This is a genomic window from Sphingomonas sp. SRS2, assembly GCF_000971055.1.
Classification (GTDB): domain Bacteria; phylum Pseudomonadota; class Alphaproteobacteria; order Sphingomonadales; family Sphingomonadaceae; genus Rhizorhabdus.
This window is the reverse complement of the sequence record NZ_LARW01000090.1, coordinates 1-16,853: the sequence shown is the minus strand read 5'-3', so window position 1 is coordinate 16,853 and position 16,853 is coordinate 1. Positions and strand designations below refer to the sequence as shown.

At 63.9% G+C, this 16,853-nt stretch carries 8 protein-coding genes; 7 read left to right on the top strand and 1 reads right to left on the bottom strand.

What is annotated here, in order from left to right; all coding sequences use genetic code 11:
* Nucleotides 1-166 precede the first annotated feature (166 nt).
* From WP12_RS11840 to WP12_RS11815, 6 genes are all read left to right on the top strand, one after another.
* Entirely contained in the window at nt 167-5,545 is a 5,379-nt protein-coding gene (locus WP12_RS11840) for a HAMP domain-containing protein (RefSeq protein WP_046193927.1), read from the top strand.
* Nucleotides 5,542-7,611 carry a response regulator gene (locus tag WP12_RS11835; protein ID WP_052730353.1) on the top strand — a complete coding sequence of 690 codons (2,070 nt, stop codon included), beginning with the start codon at nt 5,542-5,544 and terminating at the stop codon, nt 7,609-7,611. Before WP12_RS11840 ends, WP12_RS11835 begins: the two co-directional genes overlap by 4 nt.
* Nucleotides 7,612-7,780: 169 nt before the next feature.
* Complete coding sequence (gene ligA / locus WP12_RS11830) at nt 7,781-9,907, top strand: NAD-dependent DNA ligase LigA (protein WP_046193926.1); 2,127 nt, start codon at nt 7,781-7,783, stop codon at nt 9,905-9,907.
* Nucleotides 9,908-10,030: 123 nt separating this feature from the next.
* Nucleotides 10,031-11,848, top strand: coding sequence for a CHASE3 domain-containing protein (locus tag WP12_RS11825; protein WP_235399109.1), 1,818 nt, complete (start codon nt 10,031-10,033; stop codon nt 11,846-11,848).
* Between the two features lie 44 nt (nt 11,849-11,892).
* A complete protein-coding gene (locus tag WP12_RS11820; protein WP_046193924.1) occupies nt 11,893-12,525 on the top strand; it encodes a DedA family protein in 633 nt (210 codons plus the stop codon).
* A gap of 8 nt (nt 12,526-12,533) precedes the next feature.
* On the top strand, nt 12,534-13,694 hold the full coding sequence (locus WP12_RS11815; protein ID WP_046193923.1) for an aminotransferase: 1,161 nt from the start codon (nt 12,534-12,536) through the stop codon (nt 13,692-13,694).
* Between the two features lie 97 nt (nt 13,695-13,791).
* Here the strand turns inward: WP12_RS11815 and WP12_RS11810 are convergent, their stop codons facing one another.
* Nucleotides 13,792-15,159 carry a DEAD/DEAH box helicase gene (locus WP12_RS11810; RefSeq protein ID WP_046193922.1) on the bottom strand — a complete coding sequence of 456 codons (1,368 nt, stop codon included), beginning with the start codon at nt 15,157-15,159 and terminating at the stop codon, nt 13,792-13,794.
* 193 nt (nt 15,160-15,352) lie between these two features.
* Here WP12_RS11810 and WP12_RS11805 point away from each other — a divergent pair, with 193 nt between their 5' ends.
* Entirely contained in the window at nt 15,353-16,675 is a 1,323-nt protein-coding gene (locus WP12_RS11805) for a M20/M25/M40 family metallo-hydrolase (protein ID WP_046193921.1), read from the top strand.
* The last annotated feature ends 178 nt before the right edge of the window (nt 16,676-16,853 follow it).

Genomic DNA, 16,853 nt, shown 5'->3' with positions numbered 1-16,853 from the left:
GCTCCCCAAAGCGGATTGAGCAATAGGATCGGCAAGGCCATGATGGCAAGACGTTACGGCTCGAAAATTTTGCGAGACCACTCAACTCGACGTTGCTATGTACCGTCTCGCGGGCCGGGGGGCCGAGCGACACTTCTAACCGGGGGGAGAAAACCGGGAGCCGTTAGTGAACGCCGAAACCTCCATCGACGGCCTCGATCGCCGTCATCTGGTGTCCGCCCTGCGCAGCCTGCGGCGCGGCGATTTTTCCGTTCGGCTCCGCGACGATATCGCCGGTCCCGATGGCGAGATCGCGCAACTTTTCAACGAAGTCGTAGAGATCAACCAGCAGATCGCCGAGGAACTTGGCCGGCTTTCCGTCGTGGTCGGCAAGGAAGGCAAGATCACCCAGCGCGGCCGTGTCAAATCGGCGACCGGCGGATGGGAGAATGCGATCCGGTCGGTCAACGAGCTGATCGAGGACATGGTCCAGCCGACCGCTGAGGTCGCGCGCGTGATCGGCGCGGTCGCCAAGGGCGATCTGTCGCAATCCATGACGGTCGAGATCGACGGTCGCCCCCTGCGTGGCGAGTTCCTGCGCATCGGCAATGTCGTGAACACGATGGTTGGCCAGCTCGCCTCCTTCGCCTCCGAAGTGACGCGCGTGGCGCGCGAGGTCGGTACCGAAGGCAAGCTCGGCGGCCAGGCGACCGTGAAGGGCGTCGCCGGCACCTGGAAGGACCTTACCGACAACGTCAACCTGATGGCGGCCAATCTGACCGGGCAGGTCCGTAACATCGCCGAGGTGACCACCGCCGTGGCGTCGGGCGATTTGTCCAAGAAGATAACCGTCGAGGTGAAGGGCGAAATCCTCGAACTCAAGAACACCATCAATACGATGGTCGACCAGCTCAACAGCTTCGCATCCGAAGTGACCCGCGTGGCGCGCGAGGTCGGTACCGAAGGCAAGCTCGGCGGCCAGGCACGCGTCGAAGGCGTCGCCGGCACGTGGAAAGATCTCACCGACAACGTCAACCTGATGGCCGACAATCTGACCGGGCAGGTGCGTAACATCGCCGAAGTCACCACCGCCGTGGCGTCCGGCGATCTATCGAAGAAGATCACCGTCGACGTGAAGGGCGAGATCCTCGAGCTCAAGAACACCATCAATGTCATGGTCGATCAGCTCAACGGCTTCGCATCCGAAGTGACCCGCGTGGCGCGCGAGGTCGGCACAGAAGGCAAGCTCGGCGGTCAGGCACAGGTGCCGGGCGTCGCCGGCACGTGGAAGGATCTCACCGACAACGTCAACCTGATGGCCGACAATCTCACCGGACAGGTCCGCAACATCGCCGAAGTCACCACCGCCGTGGCATCGGGTGATCTGTCCAAGAAGATCACCGTCGACGTGAAGGGCGAAATCCTCGAACTCAAGAACACCATCAACGTGATGGTCGATCAGCTCAACGGCTTCGCATCCGAAGTGACCCGCGTGGCGCGCGAGGTCGGCACCGAAGGCAAGCTCGGCGGGCAGGCGCAGGTGCCCGGCGTCGCCGGGACGTGGAAGGACCTCACCGACAACGTCAACCTGATGGCCGACAATCTCACCGGACAGGTCCGCAACATCGCCGATGTGACCACCGCCGTGGCGCGCGGCGACCTTTCCAAGAAGATCACCGTCGACGTGAAGGGCGAGATCCTCGAACTGAAAAACACCATCAACACGATGGTCGATCAGCTCAACAGCTTCGCATCCGAAGTGACCCGCGTGGCCCGCGAAGTGGGTTCGGAGGGCAAGCTCGGCGGTCAGGCGCAGGTCGAAGGCGTCGGCGGCACCTGGAAGGATCTTACCGACAATGTGAACCTGATGGCGGGCAACCTGACCGGACAGGTCCGCAACATCGCCGAGGTGACCACCGCCGTCGCGCGCGGCGACCTTTCCAAGAAGATCACCGTCGACGTGAAAGGCGAAATCCTCGAACTGAAGAACACCATCAATACGATGGTCGATCAGCTCAACAGCTTCGCATCCGAAGTGACCCGCGTGGCGCGTGAAGTTGGTTCGGAGGGCAAGCTCGGCGGTCAGGCGCAGGTCGAAGGTGTCGGCGGCACCTGGAAGGATCTCACCGACAATGTGAACGCAATGGCGGCCAACCTTACCGGTCAGGTCCGCAACATCGCCGAGGTGACAACGGCCGTGGCGCTGGGCGATCTGTCGAAGAAAATCACCGTCGATGTGAAGGGCGAAATCCTCGAACTGAAGAACACCATCAATACGATGGTCGATCAGCTCAACTCCTTCGCGTCGGAAGTGACCCGCGTCGCCCGCGAAGTCGGCACCGAGGGCAAGCTGGGCGGACAGGCGCAGGTGCGCGGCGTCGCCGGCACCTGGAAGGATCTCACCGACAACGTCAACCTGATGGCTGACAATCTCACCGGCCAGGTTCGCAACATCGCCGACGTGACCACGGCCGTGGCACGCGGCGATCTGTCCAAGAAGATCACCGTCGACGTGAAGGGCGAAATCCTCGCGCTGAAAGACACGATCAACGTCATGGTCGATCAGCTCAACGGCTTCGCGTCGGAAGTGACGCGCGTCGCCCGCGAGGTCGGCACCGAAGGCAAGCTCGGTGGTCAGGCGCAGGTGCCCGGCGTGGGCGGCACGTGGAAGGATCTGACCGACAACGTCAACTTGATGGCGACCAACCTGACCAACCAGGTGCGCGGTATTGCCGACGTGGTGACCGCGGTGGCCCAGGGCAACCTCAAGCGCAAGCTGACCGTCGACGCCAAGGGCGAAATCGCCGCGCTCGCCGAGACGATCAACTTCATGATCGACACGCTGTCGACCTTCGGCGACCAGGTCACCAACATGGCCCGCGAGGTCGGCATCGAGGGCAAGCTGGGCGGTCAGGCGCGCGTGCCCGGCGCGTCGGGCCTGTGGCGCGACCTTACCGACAACGTCAACGCGATGGCGACTAACCTGACTAATCAGGTGCGGTCGATCGCCGACGTGGCGACCGCCGTCACCAAGGGCGACCTTACCCGATCGGTCGCGGTGGAGGCGTCGGGCGAGATGGCCGCGCTCAAGGACAATATCAACGAGATGATCCGCAACCTCAAGGAACAGACCTTGAAGAATGCGGAGCAGGATTGGCTCAAGACCAACCTCGCGCGCTTCTCCCGCATGCTGCAGGGCGAACGCGATCTCACCACCGTGTCGAACCTGATCATGTCGGAGCTCGCGCCGCTAGTGAACGCGCAATATGGGGTCTTCTACGTCGCCAAGCGTGAGGAGAACGAGACCGTTCTCGAACTGGCCGCAAGCTATGGCGCCGAGAAGCGCGACGAGCTGAAGCCCACCTTCAATCTGCGCGAGGGCCTGGTCGGGCAGGCCGCCGCCGACAAACGCCCGATCCTGCTACAGAATGCGCCGGCGGATTTCGTCCGGATCGGGTCGGGCCTGGGGCATGCCGCCCCCGCCAACATCAACATCCTGCCGGCGCTGTTCGAAGATGATGTGAAGGCGGTGATCGAGCTGGCCTCGTTCAGCGAGTTCAACGAGACGCACCAGAGTTTCCTCGACCAGCTCATGGAATCGGTTGGCATCGTGCTCAACACGATCGCAGCGACAATGCGCACCGAGGGCCTGCTCAAGCAGTCACAGCTCCTGACCCAGGAGCTTCAGGCGCGGCAGACCGAACTGACCACCAAACAGGAGGAATTGCACGCCACCAACGAGGAATTGCAGGAAAAAGCGCAGCTGCTCGAAAATGAAAAGCGTCAGGTCGAGGCGAAGAACCTCGAAATCGACATGGCCCGCCGCGCGGTCGAGGAGAAGGCCGAACAGCTCGCCCTGACCTCCAAATACAAGTCCGAGTTCCTCGCCAATATGTCGCACGAGCTGCGCACGCCGCTCAACTCGCTGCTGATCCTCTCGAAGCTGCTGGCCGACAATCCGCAGGGCAACCTCAACGAAAAGCAGACCGAGTTCGCGCGGACGATCAATTCGGCGGGGTCGGATCTGCTCAGCCTGATCAACGACATCCTCGATCTTTCGAAGATCGAATCGGGCACGGTGTCGATCGAGCTGGGCGACATGCCGATGGGCAGCCTCAGGCAGCATATGGAACGCACCTTCCGCCAGCTCGCCGCCGACAAGAATCTCGATTTTCGCGTCGAATTCGATGAGACGCTGCCGGGCGCGATCCGCACCGACGAGAAGCGCCTGCAACAGGTCGTCCTCAACCTGCTGTCGAACGCGTTCAAGTTCACCGCGCATGGCAGCGTGACGCTCGCGGTGCGTAACGTGGCCGCGGGGTGGAGCACCAACCATCCGGTGCTGCGCCACGCAAACGGCGTGATCGAGATCGCCGTGACCGACACCGGTATCGGCATTCCGCAGGACAAGCAGAAGCTGATCTTCGAGGCGTTCCAGCAGGCCGACGGCACCACCAGCCGCAAATATGGCGGCACCGGCCTCGGCCTCTCGATCAGCCGCGAAATCGCGCGCCTGCTCGGCGGCGAGTTGCAGGTAAGCTCCACTCCGGGCGAAGGCTCCACCTTTACCCTGTTCGTGCCGATACAGGCCGTCGCCCCGGCGGCGGTGATCGGCAGCGGAACGACGGCGCGTTATGACAATAGCGGGGCGAACGTCCCCACCGCCCTGCCCGCGCCGATGGAAGTTACCGACGATCGCGATGCGCTCGACGCGGCGCCCTTCGTGCTGATCATCGAGGATGATCCGACGTTCGCATCGATCCTGCTCGACGTCGCACATGAGGCGGGGCTCAAGGGCGTAATCTCGACCGCAGGCGCGGGCACGCTGGCGATGGCGCGCAAGATGCAACCCAACGCGATCACCCTTGATCTCGGCCTGTCCGATATCGACGGCTTCGTGCTGCTCGATCTGCTCAAGCACGATCCCCAGACGATGCGCATCCCGATCCATGTCGTGTCCGGCCGCGACCGGCTCGCCGAAGCGCAGGGCCTGGGCGCGATCGGCATCACCGAAAAGCCGGCGACGCCCGAACAGCTCAAACAGGTGTTCGGCGATCTTGCGGCGCTGGTGCACAATCAGCCGCACGCACCGGCGCTGACGCTGGTCGACGGCAATGAGACAGCGTCGGCGTTGCGGACGGTACCGGAGTTGGCCGGAGCAAAAATCCTGATCGTCGATGACGATATCCGCAACATCTATTCGCTCACCAGCGTGCTGGAGAGCTATGATGTCGAGGTTCTCCATGCCGAGCGTGGCCAGGACGGCATCATCATCCTTGAACAGACTCCGGGGATAGATATCGCGCTGATCGACATCATGATGCCCGAGATGGACGGCTATGAGACGATGCAGCAGATCCGGCAGCGCAAGGAACTGGCCGAGCTACCGTTGATCGCGGTGACAGCCAAGGCGATGAAGGGCGACCGGCAGAAATGCCTCGACGCCGGTGCGTCCGATTACATCGCCAAACCGGTTGATATCGAACTGCTGCTCGCGCTGCTGCGCGTGTGGATCGGGCGGTCACGCGAATGGTCGGCCGAACTGGCCGGTACGGCGGCGGAATGATCGTGTCGCTCCCGGTGAAAGACGACAGCCGGCTGAAGCTGCTCGACGATAGCAACGACGAACCCGCGCGGATTCTCGTGGTCGATGACGACGAGCGCAACCTGCTCGCGTTGCGGACCGTGCTGGAGGATGTCGCGGAGGTCGTCCTGGCGCGCTCGGGCGAGGAAGCATTACGCCATCTCCTCAAGGACGAGTTCGCAGTCATCCTGCTCGACGTCTATATGCCGATGATGGACGGCTATGAGTGCGCCCAGATCATCCGCAGCCGCGAACAGACCAAACGCATTCCGATCATCTTCCTGTCCGCGGTCAACAAGGAGACCGAACATCTGATCCGCGGCTATTCGATGGGCGCGGTCGATTATGTGTTCAAGCCGGTCGAACCTGTCGTACTGCAATCCAAGGTCGCGGTGTTCGTCGATCTCTACCGGATGCGCCGGGAAATCCAGCACAAGGCGCGCGCCGAACAGGCGCTGCTCGACGAAAATCTGCGCGCCAACGCCGAATTACTGCGCACCGAACGGGAATTGCGTCTCGCCGAGAAGCGTCAGCTGGCGATCATCGATTCGCTGCCGATCGCGCTCTATCTAGAAGAGCCCGAGGCCGCCCCGCGCGTTCCCAAATATGTCAGCGGCAATTTCGAGGCGCTGACGGGATTCATGCTCGACGAGGTCCGGGGATCGCCGGAGCTCTGGCGGGAAAGGCTGCATCCCGACGATCGGGTACGGGTCGAAACGGCATTGGCGGCGCGCGTGAGCGGCGAAAGCTCGGGTGTCGAATATCGCTGGCAATGCGCCAATGGCGACTACAAGCATTTCCTGGACCAGGCCGTCACACTGCGCGACGAAGATGGCAAAGCGGTAGAGATTGCCGGCACCCTGCTCGACATCACCGACCGCAAGCAACTCGAACTCCAGCTCCTCCAGTCGCGCAAGATGGATGCGATCGGGAAGCTGACCGGCGGAATTGCCCATGATTTCAACAATCTGCTGGCTGCCGTCCTCGGTGGACTGGGCATGATCGAGCGGCGCGTCGAATTGAAGGACGATCAGCGCAAGATCATCACCATGACCAAACATGCCGCCGAGCAAGGCGCCGAGCTGGTCGCCCGCCTGCTCTCCTTCGCCCGCAAGCAGAAGCTCGCCCCTGCCCCGATCGACGCCGCCGCCTTGGCGAAATCGGTGAGCGATCTGCTGGAGCATACGCTGGGTGGGTTGACCACGCTCGCCTGGGAGACCGACAAGGCGGTATGGCCGGCCTATGCCGACGACGCGCAACTCGAACTGGCGCTGATGAATCTGATCATCAACGCACGCGACGCCATGCCGCAGGGCGGCACTGTCACCGTCTCTGTTCACAACGACACCATCCTAGGCGATCAGGGCGGGCTTCCCGCCGGTAATTATGTAGTGTTCGAGGTCGCCGACAATGGGTCCGGAATCGCCCCGGAGATGCTCGAGCGGGTGATGGAGCCCTTCTTCACGACCAAGGATATCGGCAAAGGCACCGGCCTTGGCCTCAGCATGGTCTATGGCTTCGCCCAGCAATCGGGCGGCACGATCCGGATCGCCAGCCAGCTTGGCCAGGGCACGACGGTGCAGATATGGCTGCCCCGCGCTCCCGCCAGCGCGATGGCGCCGGCCGCCGTGATCGAGGCATCAGCCCTCCCCACGCCCACCGCCGCGGGTCTCAGCATCCTGCTGGTCGACGACCATGAGGGCGTTCGCGCGACGGCCGAGGCGATGCTGAGCGACTTCGGCCATAAGGTCATGACCGCAGGCGACGGGCCGGAGGCGCTTATGCTGCTGTCCGACGCCGATGCCGCGTTCGACCTGCTCATTACCGATTATGCGATGCCGCATCTGTCGGGCAGCGAACTCGTCCGCCGCGCGCGAGAATGCCGCCCCGGCCTGCCGGCCATCATGATCACCGGCAATGCCGATGCGGTGGAGAATGCCGACCTGGCCGAGGGAACGGCGATGTTGTTTAAGCCCTTCACGCCCGAGCAGATCCTGCGCGCTATCGTGATGATCACCGCCGGTCCCGTCGAAGCCAAGGTCGCCTGACGGCAGCGACTATTCCTTCGGGTGCGCGGGCTTCGGTGCGATAATGCCAGCCTCACCAATCACCGCGCCCGGCCTGGCACATGGATGATGATGCTCGTCGCTTTAAGCCTGGTCGGCGGGATCACAGCGAAGCTTGGCGATAGCGCGCCGTACCGCCTAGAAGGGCGAAATGACGACCGAATCCCAGGCCGCCGAGCGGCTCGCTTTCCTTGCCGCCGAGATCGCCCGGCACAATGCGCTCTACCATGGCGAGGACGCGCCGGAGATTTCCGACGCCGACTATGACGCCCTGACGCGCGAAAACACCGCGCTGGAGGCGGAGTTTCCGCAATTGGTCCGCTCCGATTCCCCCTCGAAGCTGGTCGGCTCGGCGCCATCGGGACATCTTTCGAAGGTCGCGCATGCGCAGCCGATGCTCAGCCTCGACAACGCCTTCGACGACGAGGATGTCGCGGACTTCGTGGGGCGGGTCCGCCGCTATCTGAGTCTTTCCCCCGAAGAGCCGGTCGCGCTCACCGCCGAACCCAAGATCGATGGCCTGTCCTGCTCGCTGCGCTACGAAAAGGGCGTTCTGATGCTCGCCGCAACGCGCGGCGATGGAGCAGTCGGGGAGGACGTGACTGCCAACGTCCGCACCATCGATGATATCCCCGAGCGGCTGAAGAGCGCGAACCTGCTCGATCAGCCCCCCGCGATTTTCGAGATACGCGGTGAGGTCTATATGGCGAAGGACGATTTCGCCGCGCTTAACGCCCGCCTCCTGGAAGAAGCCGAAGACCCCGCCAAGGCACGTCAGTTCGCCAATCCGCGCAACGCCGCCGCCGGCTCGCTGCGCCAGAAGGACCCCTCCGTCACGGCATCGCGGCCACTACGCTTTCTCGCCCATGGCTGGGGCGAAGCATCCGCCCTGCCCGCCGAGACGCAAAAGGGCGTAATGGATGCGATCGCCGCCTGGGGCGTACCGGTGGCGGACGATCTCGTCCGGGTCCACGGCGAAGGCCCCGCCCTCGCCCATTATCGCGGCATCGAGGCGCGCCGCGCCGACCTCCCGTTCGATATCGACGGCGTCGTCTACAAGGTCGACCGGCTCGATTGGCAGAAAAGGCTTGGCTTCGTCGCGCGCGCGCCGCGCTGGGCGATCGCGCATAAATTTCCGGCGGAAAAGGCGCAGACCCTGCTCAACGCGATCGACATCCAGGTTGGCCGCACCGGCAAGCTCACCCCCGTAGCGCGCCTCGAGCCCGTCACGGTCGGCGGCGTCGTCGTCACCAACGCGACCTTGCACAATGCCGACGAGATCGGCCGGCTCAACGTCTGGCCGGGCGACCGCGTGATCGTCCAACGCGCGGGCGATGTCATTCCGCAGATCGTCGAGAACCTGTCGCGCGACGAGAATCGCGGGGCATGGCCCTTCCCTCTGGTCTGCCCCGAATGCGGATCGAGTGCCGAGCGCGAGCCCGGCGAGGTCGACTATCGCTGCACCGGCCGCCTCACCTGTCCCGCTCAACGGGTCGAATCGCTGCGGCATTTCGTGTCACGTCACGCGCTCGACATTGAGGGATTGGGCATCGTCCATATCGAGACCTTCTTCCGAGACGCACTGGTCCAGTCGCCTGCCGACATCTTCCGGCTGACGAAGGAGGTATTGCTTGGCCGCGAACGTTGGGCCGAATTGTCGGCAGCGAATCTCGTCGCGGCGATCGATGCCAAGCGGAACCCGCCGCTCGATCGCTTCCTGTTCGCGCTGGGCATCCGCCATGTCGGCGAAGTCACCGCGCGCGATCTCGCCCGCCGCTACCGGAGCTGGGACGCGCTCAAGGCGATGATCGATCAGGCGATCGAGGCGCGCGATGCGGCAGTGCAGGCCGTCGGCGAGACCGACGAGAAGTTCGCGATAAGGATCGCCAAGGAGCTGGCGGCGATCATCGAAACGCCCGGCGTCGGACCGGAGGTCGCGCTGACCCTGATCGACTTCTTCGCCGAGCCACATAACGCCGACGCCGTGGCGGATTTGCTCACCCAGTTGCGGCCCGCCGATGTGATCCACGAAACCCGCGCCTCTGCGGTCAGTGGGAAGACGGTGGTCTTCACCGGCACGCTGGAAACGATGTCACGCGACGAGGCAAAGGCGCAGGCCGAGGCGCTGGGCGCAAAGGTCGCCGGTTCGGTATCGGCCAAGACCGACCTGCTGGTCGCCGGCCCAGGCGCGGGATCAAAGCTCAAGAAGGCGCAAGACCTGGACGTCGCGGTGACGGACGAGGCCGGCTGGGCGGATATCGTTGCGAATTCGCAATGAATTCAGCTCGCATGGAAACGGGATTTCCCTTGCGACCCGGCGGAACGGCCCTAAGAAAACGTCATGGGGTTGGCTAGAAGACGCGTTCCTTATCTTGCACTTGCCGGATTGATCGTTGCCATCTTGGCGACGGTCGCAGCGCTCTTTCTTGCGCGCGCGCAAAGCCGGGCGGGCGACTGGTCTGAACATTCGCTCCGTGTGCAGATATTGCTGACCGGCCTGACCGATCACGTCCGCGCGATCGAGTCCGAGCATCGCGGCTATGTGCTGACCCGCAGTCCCGCGATGAAGGCGAACCTTAACAAGCTTGCCGATGAGATAGATCCTTCGCTCGACCGTCTGGCCTTCGAAGTCAGCGACAATCCGCTTCAGATCTCCAACGTGGCCAGGTTGCGCCGCGCCATCGCTGCGAAGCTCGCCTTCGCCAGGCAAGGCGTCGTGGCCGCGGATGCCGGAGAGCAGCGGGGCGAGACCTCTCGCATCGAAACCGGTGAAGGCGTGCGCCGCATGAAGGTGGCCCTCACCATCATGCAGCAGATGGTGAACGAGGAGGAACGGCTATTGAGCGAGCGGCGGCGTCAGACCGATCTGCTGGTACAGGGCCTTGGCCTGATGCTGGTCGGCGCGGTGCTGATTACGCTGGTGGCCGCGGCGGTCGTGATCAACGATAGCGTCCGGCGCGAGAGCGAGATATTGAAGGCGCGCGACGAGGCGCTTGCCGCCGGAGCCGCCCTGCGCGATCAGATGACCGCGCGCGAAAACGCTGAAGAACAGATGCGACAGATGCAGAAGATGGAATCGATCGGCCAGCTGACCGGAGGCATCGCGCACGACTTCAACAACATGCTGGCTATCGTCATCGGCAGCCTTGATCTCGCCCGCCGGCGGCTCGGCGATCCCGACCGGCTACTGCGCTATATCGATAACGCGCATGAGGGCGCCGAGCGCGCGGCGGCATTGACAGCACGACTGCTCGCCTTTTCCCGCCAGCAACCGCTCGCGCCCCTCACAGTCGACGTCAACAAGCTCGTCGCCAGCATGTCCGAACTGCTTCAGCGCACGGTAGGCGAGCAATATATGGTCGAAACCGTGCTGGCGGGCGGGTTGTGGCGTACCTTCGTCGACCCAAGCCAACTCGAAAATGCTGTGATCAATCTCGCCGTCAACGCGCGCGATGCGATGCCCGAGGGCGGCCATATCACGATCGAAACCGCGAACGCCTATCTCGACGATGATTACGCCCGCTCGCGCGGCGATGTGACGCCCGGCCAATATGTCATGCTCAGCGTCACCGACACAGGCACTGGCATGAGCGCCGATGTCATCGCCAAGGCCTTCGACCCATTTTTCACCACCAAGCCCGTGGGCAAGGGCACCGGCCTGGGTCTCAGCCAGATTTTCGGCTTCATGAAGCAGACTGGTGGCCATGCCGCGATTTATTCCGAGCCTGACCATGGCACCACGGTAAAACTCTATATTCCGCGTCATATCGGCCAGATTGCCGATACGCGCAGCCGCCCTGCGATAAGCGAGGCCGTCGTGCCGACCGCGCGGCCGGGCGAGACGGTGCTCGTGGTCGAGGATGAGCAGCGGGTCCGCCACTTCTCGGTCGATGCGTTGCGCGAGCTCGGCTATGTCGTGATTTCGGCAGCCAACGGCAGCGATGCGCTCAAGGCTCTCGGCGAGCAGCCGTCCATCACGATGATGTTCACCGATATCGTCATGCCCGAGATGAATGGCCGCAAGCTCGCCGATGCCGCCTTGAAAATCCGGCCCGATGTGAAGGTCCTGTTCACCACCGGCTATACCCGCAACGCAGTCGTCCATAATGGCATGCTCGACGCCGGGGTCGCCTTCCTGCCGAAGCCGTTCAGCGTCACGCAACTGGGCGTCAAAGTGCGGGAAGTCCTCGACGGCAAGGGGGCGAACCGGCCCATCTGAGTGACCGGTTTGCCATCCCCTGCCGCCGCCGTTAACCGATAGTCATGTTTCACAAGATCATAGCCATCGTCGCTGGCTTCATCATCACCGTGATCTCGACGACCGGCTATACCGGGATTGTCATCCTGATGGCGATCGAGAGCGCCTGCATCCCGTTGCCGTCCGAGATCATCATGCCCTTCGCGGGCTATCTGGTCTCCACGGGGCGGTTCGATCTGTATATGGCCGCAACCGCCGGGGCGATCGGCTGCAATGTCGGATCGATCTTCGCCTATGAATTCGGCAAGCGCGGGGGCCGTGCAGTGATCGACCGCTGGGGCCGCTATGTGCTGATGAGCCATGGCGATCTTGACCGGGCAGAGCGCTTCTTTTCCCGCTGGGGTGACCTGACCGTTCTGGTCTGCCGCCTGCTTCCCGCGATCCGCTCGTTCATCGCATTTCCGGCAGGAGTCGCGCGGATGAACCTGTGGCGCTTCCACTTCTATACCTTCATCGGATCGTGGCCGTGGTGTTACGGTCTCGCCTGGATAGGGATGAAGCTGGGCGAGCAATGGCGCACCGATCCACGGCTGAGCGGAATACTCCACATGATTGATTTCGTGATCGTCGGCTCGATCGTGGTCGGCGGCGTCTGGTTCATCTGGCACCGGCTGAAAAAGCCGGTTCCCAACGCCTGAGAGATCGCATGAACCCCGTCTACGCCGCGCTGCCTACGACGATATTCGAGAAGATGTCGGCTCTCGCCCGCGAAACCGGCGCGATCAATCTCGGTCAGGGCTTTCCCGACGCGCCGGGGCCGGAGGATGTCCGCCGCGCCGCAGCCGATGCGCTGATCGATGGCTACAATCAATATCCGCCGATGCTCGGCCTCCCCGAGCTGCGCCGCGCGGTCGCGAGCCACTATCGCGACCATCATAGCCTCGATGTCGACTGGCAATCCGAAGTCGTCGTGACGTCGGGCGCTACCGAGGCGATCGCCGCGGCGATACTCAGCCTTGTCTCCGAAGGCGACGAGGTGGTGCTGATCCAGCCCCTCTACGACGCCTATATGCCGATGGTGCGCCGCGCTGGCGGCATTCCCCGGCTGATCCGCCTCGAACCGCCGCACTGGACGCTCGATGCGGCGGCGCTCGACGCCGCGGTCGGACCGAAGACCCGGCTGATAATCTTCAACAATCCCGCCAATCCCACCGGCAGGATGTACGATCGGGCCACGCTCGAACTGATCGCGGACCGCTGCATCCGTCATGATGTCGTCGCGGTTTGCGACGAGGTCTGGGAGCATGTCATCTTCGGCGGCGAACATATACCGTTGATCACCCTGCCCGGCATGCGCGATCGCACCGTCAAGATCGGCTCGGCGGGCAAGATCTTCGCGCTGACCGGCTGGAAGGTCGGATGGATGGTCGCCGGCAAGGCGCTGGCCGCGCAGGTGGCAAGAGCGCACCAGTTCATGACCTTCACCACCCCGCCCAACCTGCAGGTCGCGGTCACTCAAGGGCTCGGGAAGCCCGCGAGCTGGTTCATGGAGATGCGTACGGCCTTTGCGCGCTCACGCGACCGACTGATCGCGGGGCTCGAGGCCGCCGGCTATGCGGTGCTGCCGAGCCAGGCGACCTGGTTCGTCTCCGTCGACCTGACCGCCTCGGGAATTACCCTCGACGATGCGGCCTTTGCCGACCGGATGGCGATCGAAGGCGGGGTCGTGACGATCCCGGTATCCGCCTTCTTCGAGGAAGGCGCCGTCACCAACATCGTGCGGCTCTGCTATTGCAAGGACGATGCCGTCCTTGACGCGGCGATCGAGCGCCTGGCGAAGATGCGGGCGAAACTCACCCACTCATGACGTCACCCCAGCGAAGGCTGGGGTCTCAGGAGGTGGACGAGCGCCCTAGCCTCCCGAGATGCCAGCCTCCGCTGGCATGACGCCTTAGGATTGAGAGTTACCGTCCGCCCCCACCGCCGAAGCGGCGCACCGCGCCCTTATGCGCGCCGGGCGCACCCTTGGGACGGCTGAAACGGCGCTTGGGCTGGCCCTCGGCCCCATTGCGGCCGCCGGCGGCATCGTGACGACGGCGGTCGCCCTGCGGCTGCGGCGCGCTCGGCACGGGCTTGGGCAGCTTGGCCTTCTCGCTGATGAAGTTCTCCGGCAGCGGCTGGATCTGCAGCTGGATCTTGGTCAGCTTCTCGATCGCCTTGAGGTAGGGCCGCTCGTCATCGGCCACGAAGGCGATGGCGATGCCCGCCGCGCCTGCGCGCGCGGTGCGGCCGATGCGGTGGACATATTGCTCGGCAACGTTGGGCAGCTCGAAGTTGAACACGTGGCTGACCCCGCCGACGTCGATGCCGCGCGCGGCGATATCGGTCGCGACGAGGATGCGGATGTCGCCCTTGCGGAACAGGCCCAGCGCGCGTTCACGCTGCGGCTGGCTTTTGTTGCCGTGGATCGCCTCCGATTCGATGCCGGCGGCGCGCAGATTCTTCACGACGCGATCGGCGCCGTGCTTGGTGCGGGTGAACACCAGCGCGCGGTCGATCGGCTCCGAACGGATGCGCAGCGTCAGCAGCGCCTGCTTCTCGGCCGGGTTACAGAAGGTTGCGTACTGCTCAACCCGCTCGGCGGTCGTCGCGGCGGGCGCGACCGACACCTTGGCCGGGTTGGTCAGGAAACGGTCGCCCAGTTCGGCGATCGCCTTGGGCATCGTCGCCGAGAAGAACAGCGACTGGCGCTTCTTCGGCAGCAGCTGATCGACGCGCTTGAGCGCATGGATGAAGCCCAGGTCAAGCATCTGGTCGGCCTCGTCGAGGACGAAGATCTCGACGAACTTCAGGCTCAGCGCACGCTGATCGATCAGGTCGAGCAGGCGGCCAGGGGTGGCGACGAGGACATCGACGCCACGCGACAGCTGGCGGATCTGCTTGTTGATCGGCACGCCGCCGAAGACGGTGGCGACGCTCAGCCGCAGGAACTTGCCATATTGGACGAAGCTCTCGGCGATCTGGCTCGCCAGTTCGCGGGTCGGCGCCAGGATCAGCATGCGGCAGCCCTGCGGCGGCGTATGCTTCAGATTTTCGGAAAGATGGTGGAGCGACGGCAGCGCGAACGCCGCGGTCTTGCCGGTGCCGGTCTGCGCGATGCCGCACAGGTCGCGGCCTTCCAGCAGCGGCGGGATCGCCTGCGACTGAATGGGGGTGGGAATGTCATAGCCCTTGGCGGCCAGCGCGCGCTGCAGGGGCTCGATAAGACCGAGTTCGGAAAATTTGGTCACAGATGCACTTTCAAAGGTGCGGGCGCACGAACGGGCGTTCATGCGACAGCGGGTTCACATGACGACCCGCGTGAATTGGGAAGCCTCAGCTTGGTTTGCGTCCTGCGGGCCCGAGCCGGCCTGTCCCTTGGAATGGACAGGAGATCACGCTGCTCATCGGCCAAATGCTGCAAAACAGCATCGACGCAGCGCTGCATATGATCCATCCTGATCCAGATTACAAGCGGAGCTGTTCATGACGACCCGAAACTGGCGGAAACTCGCGGCCTGTGTCCTATTTATCTCAACCGCCTCCCCCGTTGTCGCGGCGTTGAGCAAGAGCGAAATGCAGATGGTCCGCACCGTCGACGCCGAACGGGCGCGCAGCATCGAGTTGCTCAGGACGCTGGTCGAGACCAACTCGGGTTCGCGCAACATTGCCGGCGTGACCAGGGTAGGCGAGATGATGCGCGCGGAATTCGAACCACTGGGCTTCAAGGTGAAGTGGGTGCCGATGGAAAAGGCCGGGCGCGCTGGCCACATCGTCGCGACCCACAAGGGCAATGGGCGTGGCAAGCGCCTTTTGCTGATCGGCCATCTCGATACGGTTTTCGAACCGGACAGCCCGTTCCAGACATGGACGGTGAAAGGCGACAAGGCAGAGGGCCCCGGCGCGGGCGACGACAAGGGCGGCATGGTCGTGATGATCGCCGCCTTGCGCGCGATGAAGGCGGCCGGAACGCTGGCCGGCGCCGATATCGAAGTCGTGCTGACCGGCGACGAGGAGGACGCAGGCGACCCGATCGAGATCGCCCGCGCGGACCTGATCGCGGCGGGCAAGCGCGCCGATGTCGCGCTCGATTATGAAGGGCTGGTGCGCGACAATGGCCGCGACATGGGCTCCATCGCGCGGCGCTCCTCGAACAGCTGGATCCTGCGGGCGACCGGCAAGACCGGCCATTCGAGCGGCATATTCAGCGATAAGGCCGGCTATGGCGCGATCTATGAACTGGCGCGGATCATCGACCGCTTCCGCCGCGAACTGCCGGAGACCAACCTGACCTATAATGTCGGCCTGATCGCAGGCGGCGCGACCCAGTCGACCGATGCGGAGGGCATCCGCGCGACCGCGACCGGCAAGACCAACATAATAGCGCCGCTGGCCGAAGCGCGCGGCGACCTGCGCACCTTGTCCGACGAGCAGACTGAACGGGCACGCACGAAGATGAAGGCAATCGTTGCCGATCATCTTCCGGGCACTGGCGCGACGATCGAATTTCCGGCGGGCGGCTATCCGGCGATGGCGCCGACGCCGGGCAACAAGGCGATCCTGGACCGGCTCAACATCGTCAACCGCGACATGGGCCTGCCCGAAATGCCGGTGCTCGACCCTTTGAAGCGCGGCGCGGGCGATGTCAGCTTCGTGGCGAAGGACGTCGACAGCTTTGCAGGCATGGGACCGTACAGCACCGGCGATCACGCGCCGGGCGAAACGGTCGACCTGACGTCGGTCCCGCTTCAGGCCAAGCGTGCGGCGATATTGATGTCACGGCTGAGCGCGGAGCGGCGTGCAAGATAATCGTCGCCCCGGCGGAGGCCGGGGCCGCCAAAAGGTCAAAGCGCCCCGAGGAGACTAGGGGTTGTGGGGATTTAGGATTCACATTTTTGGGGAGATGTGATTCACACTTTGGATGGAACGCTTCGTACTGACCGACGCCCAGTGGGCAAAGATGGAACCGCATTGTCTGGGTAAGCCG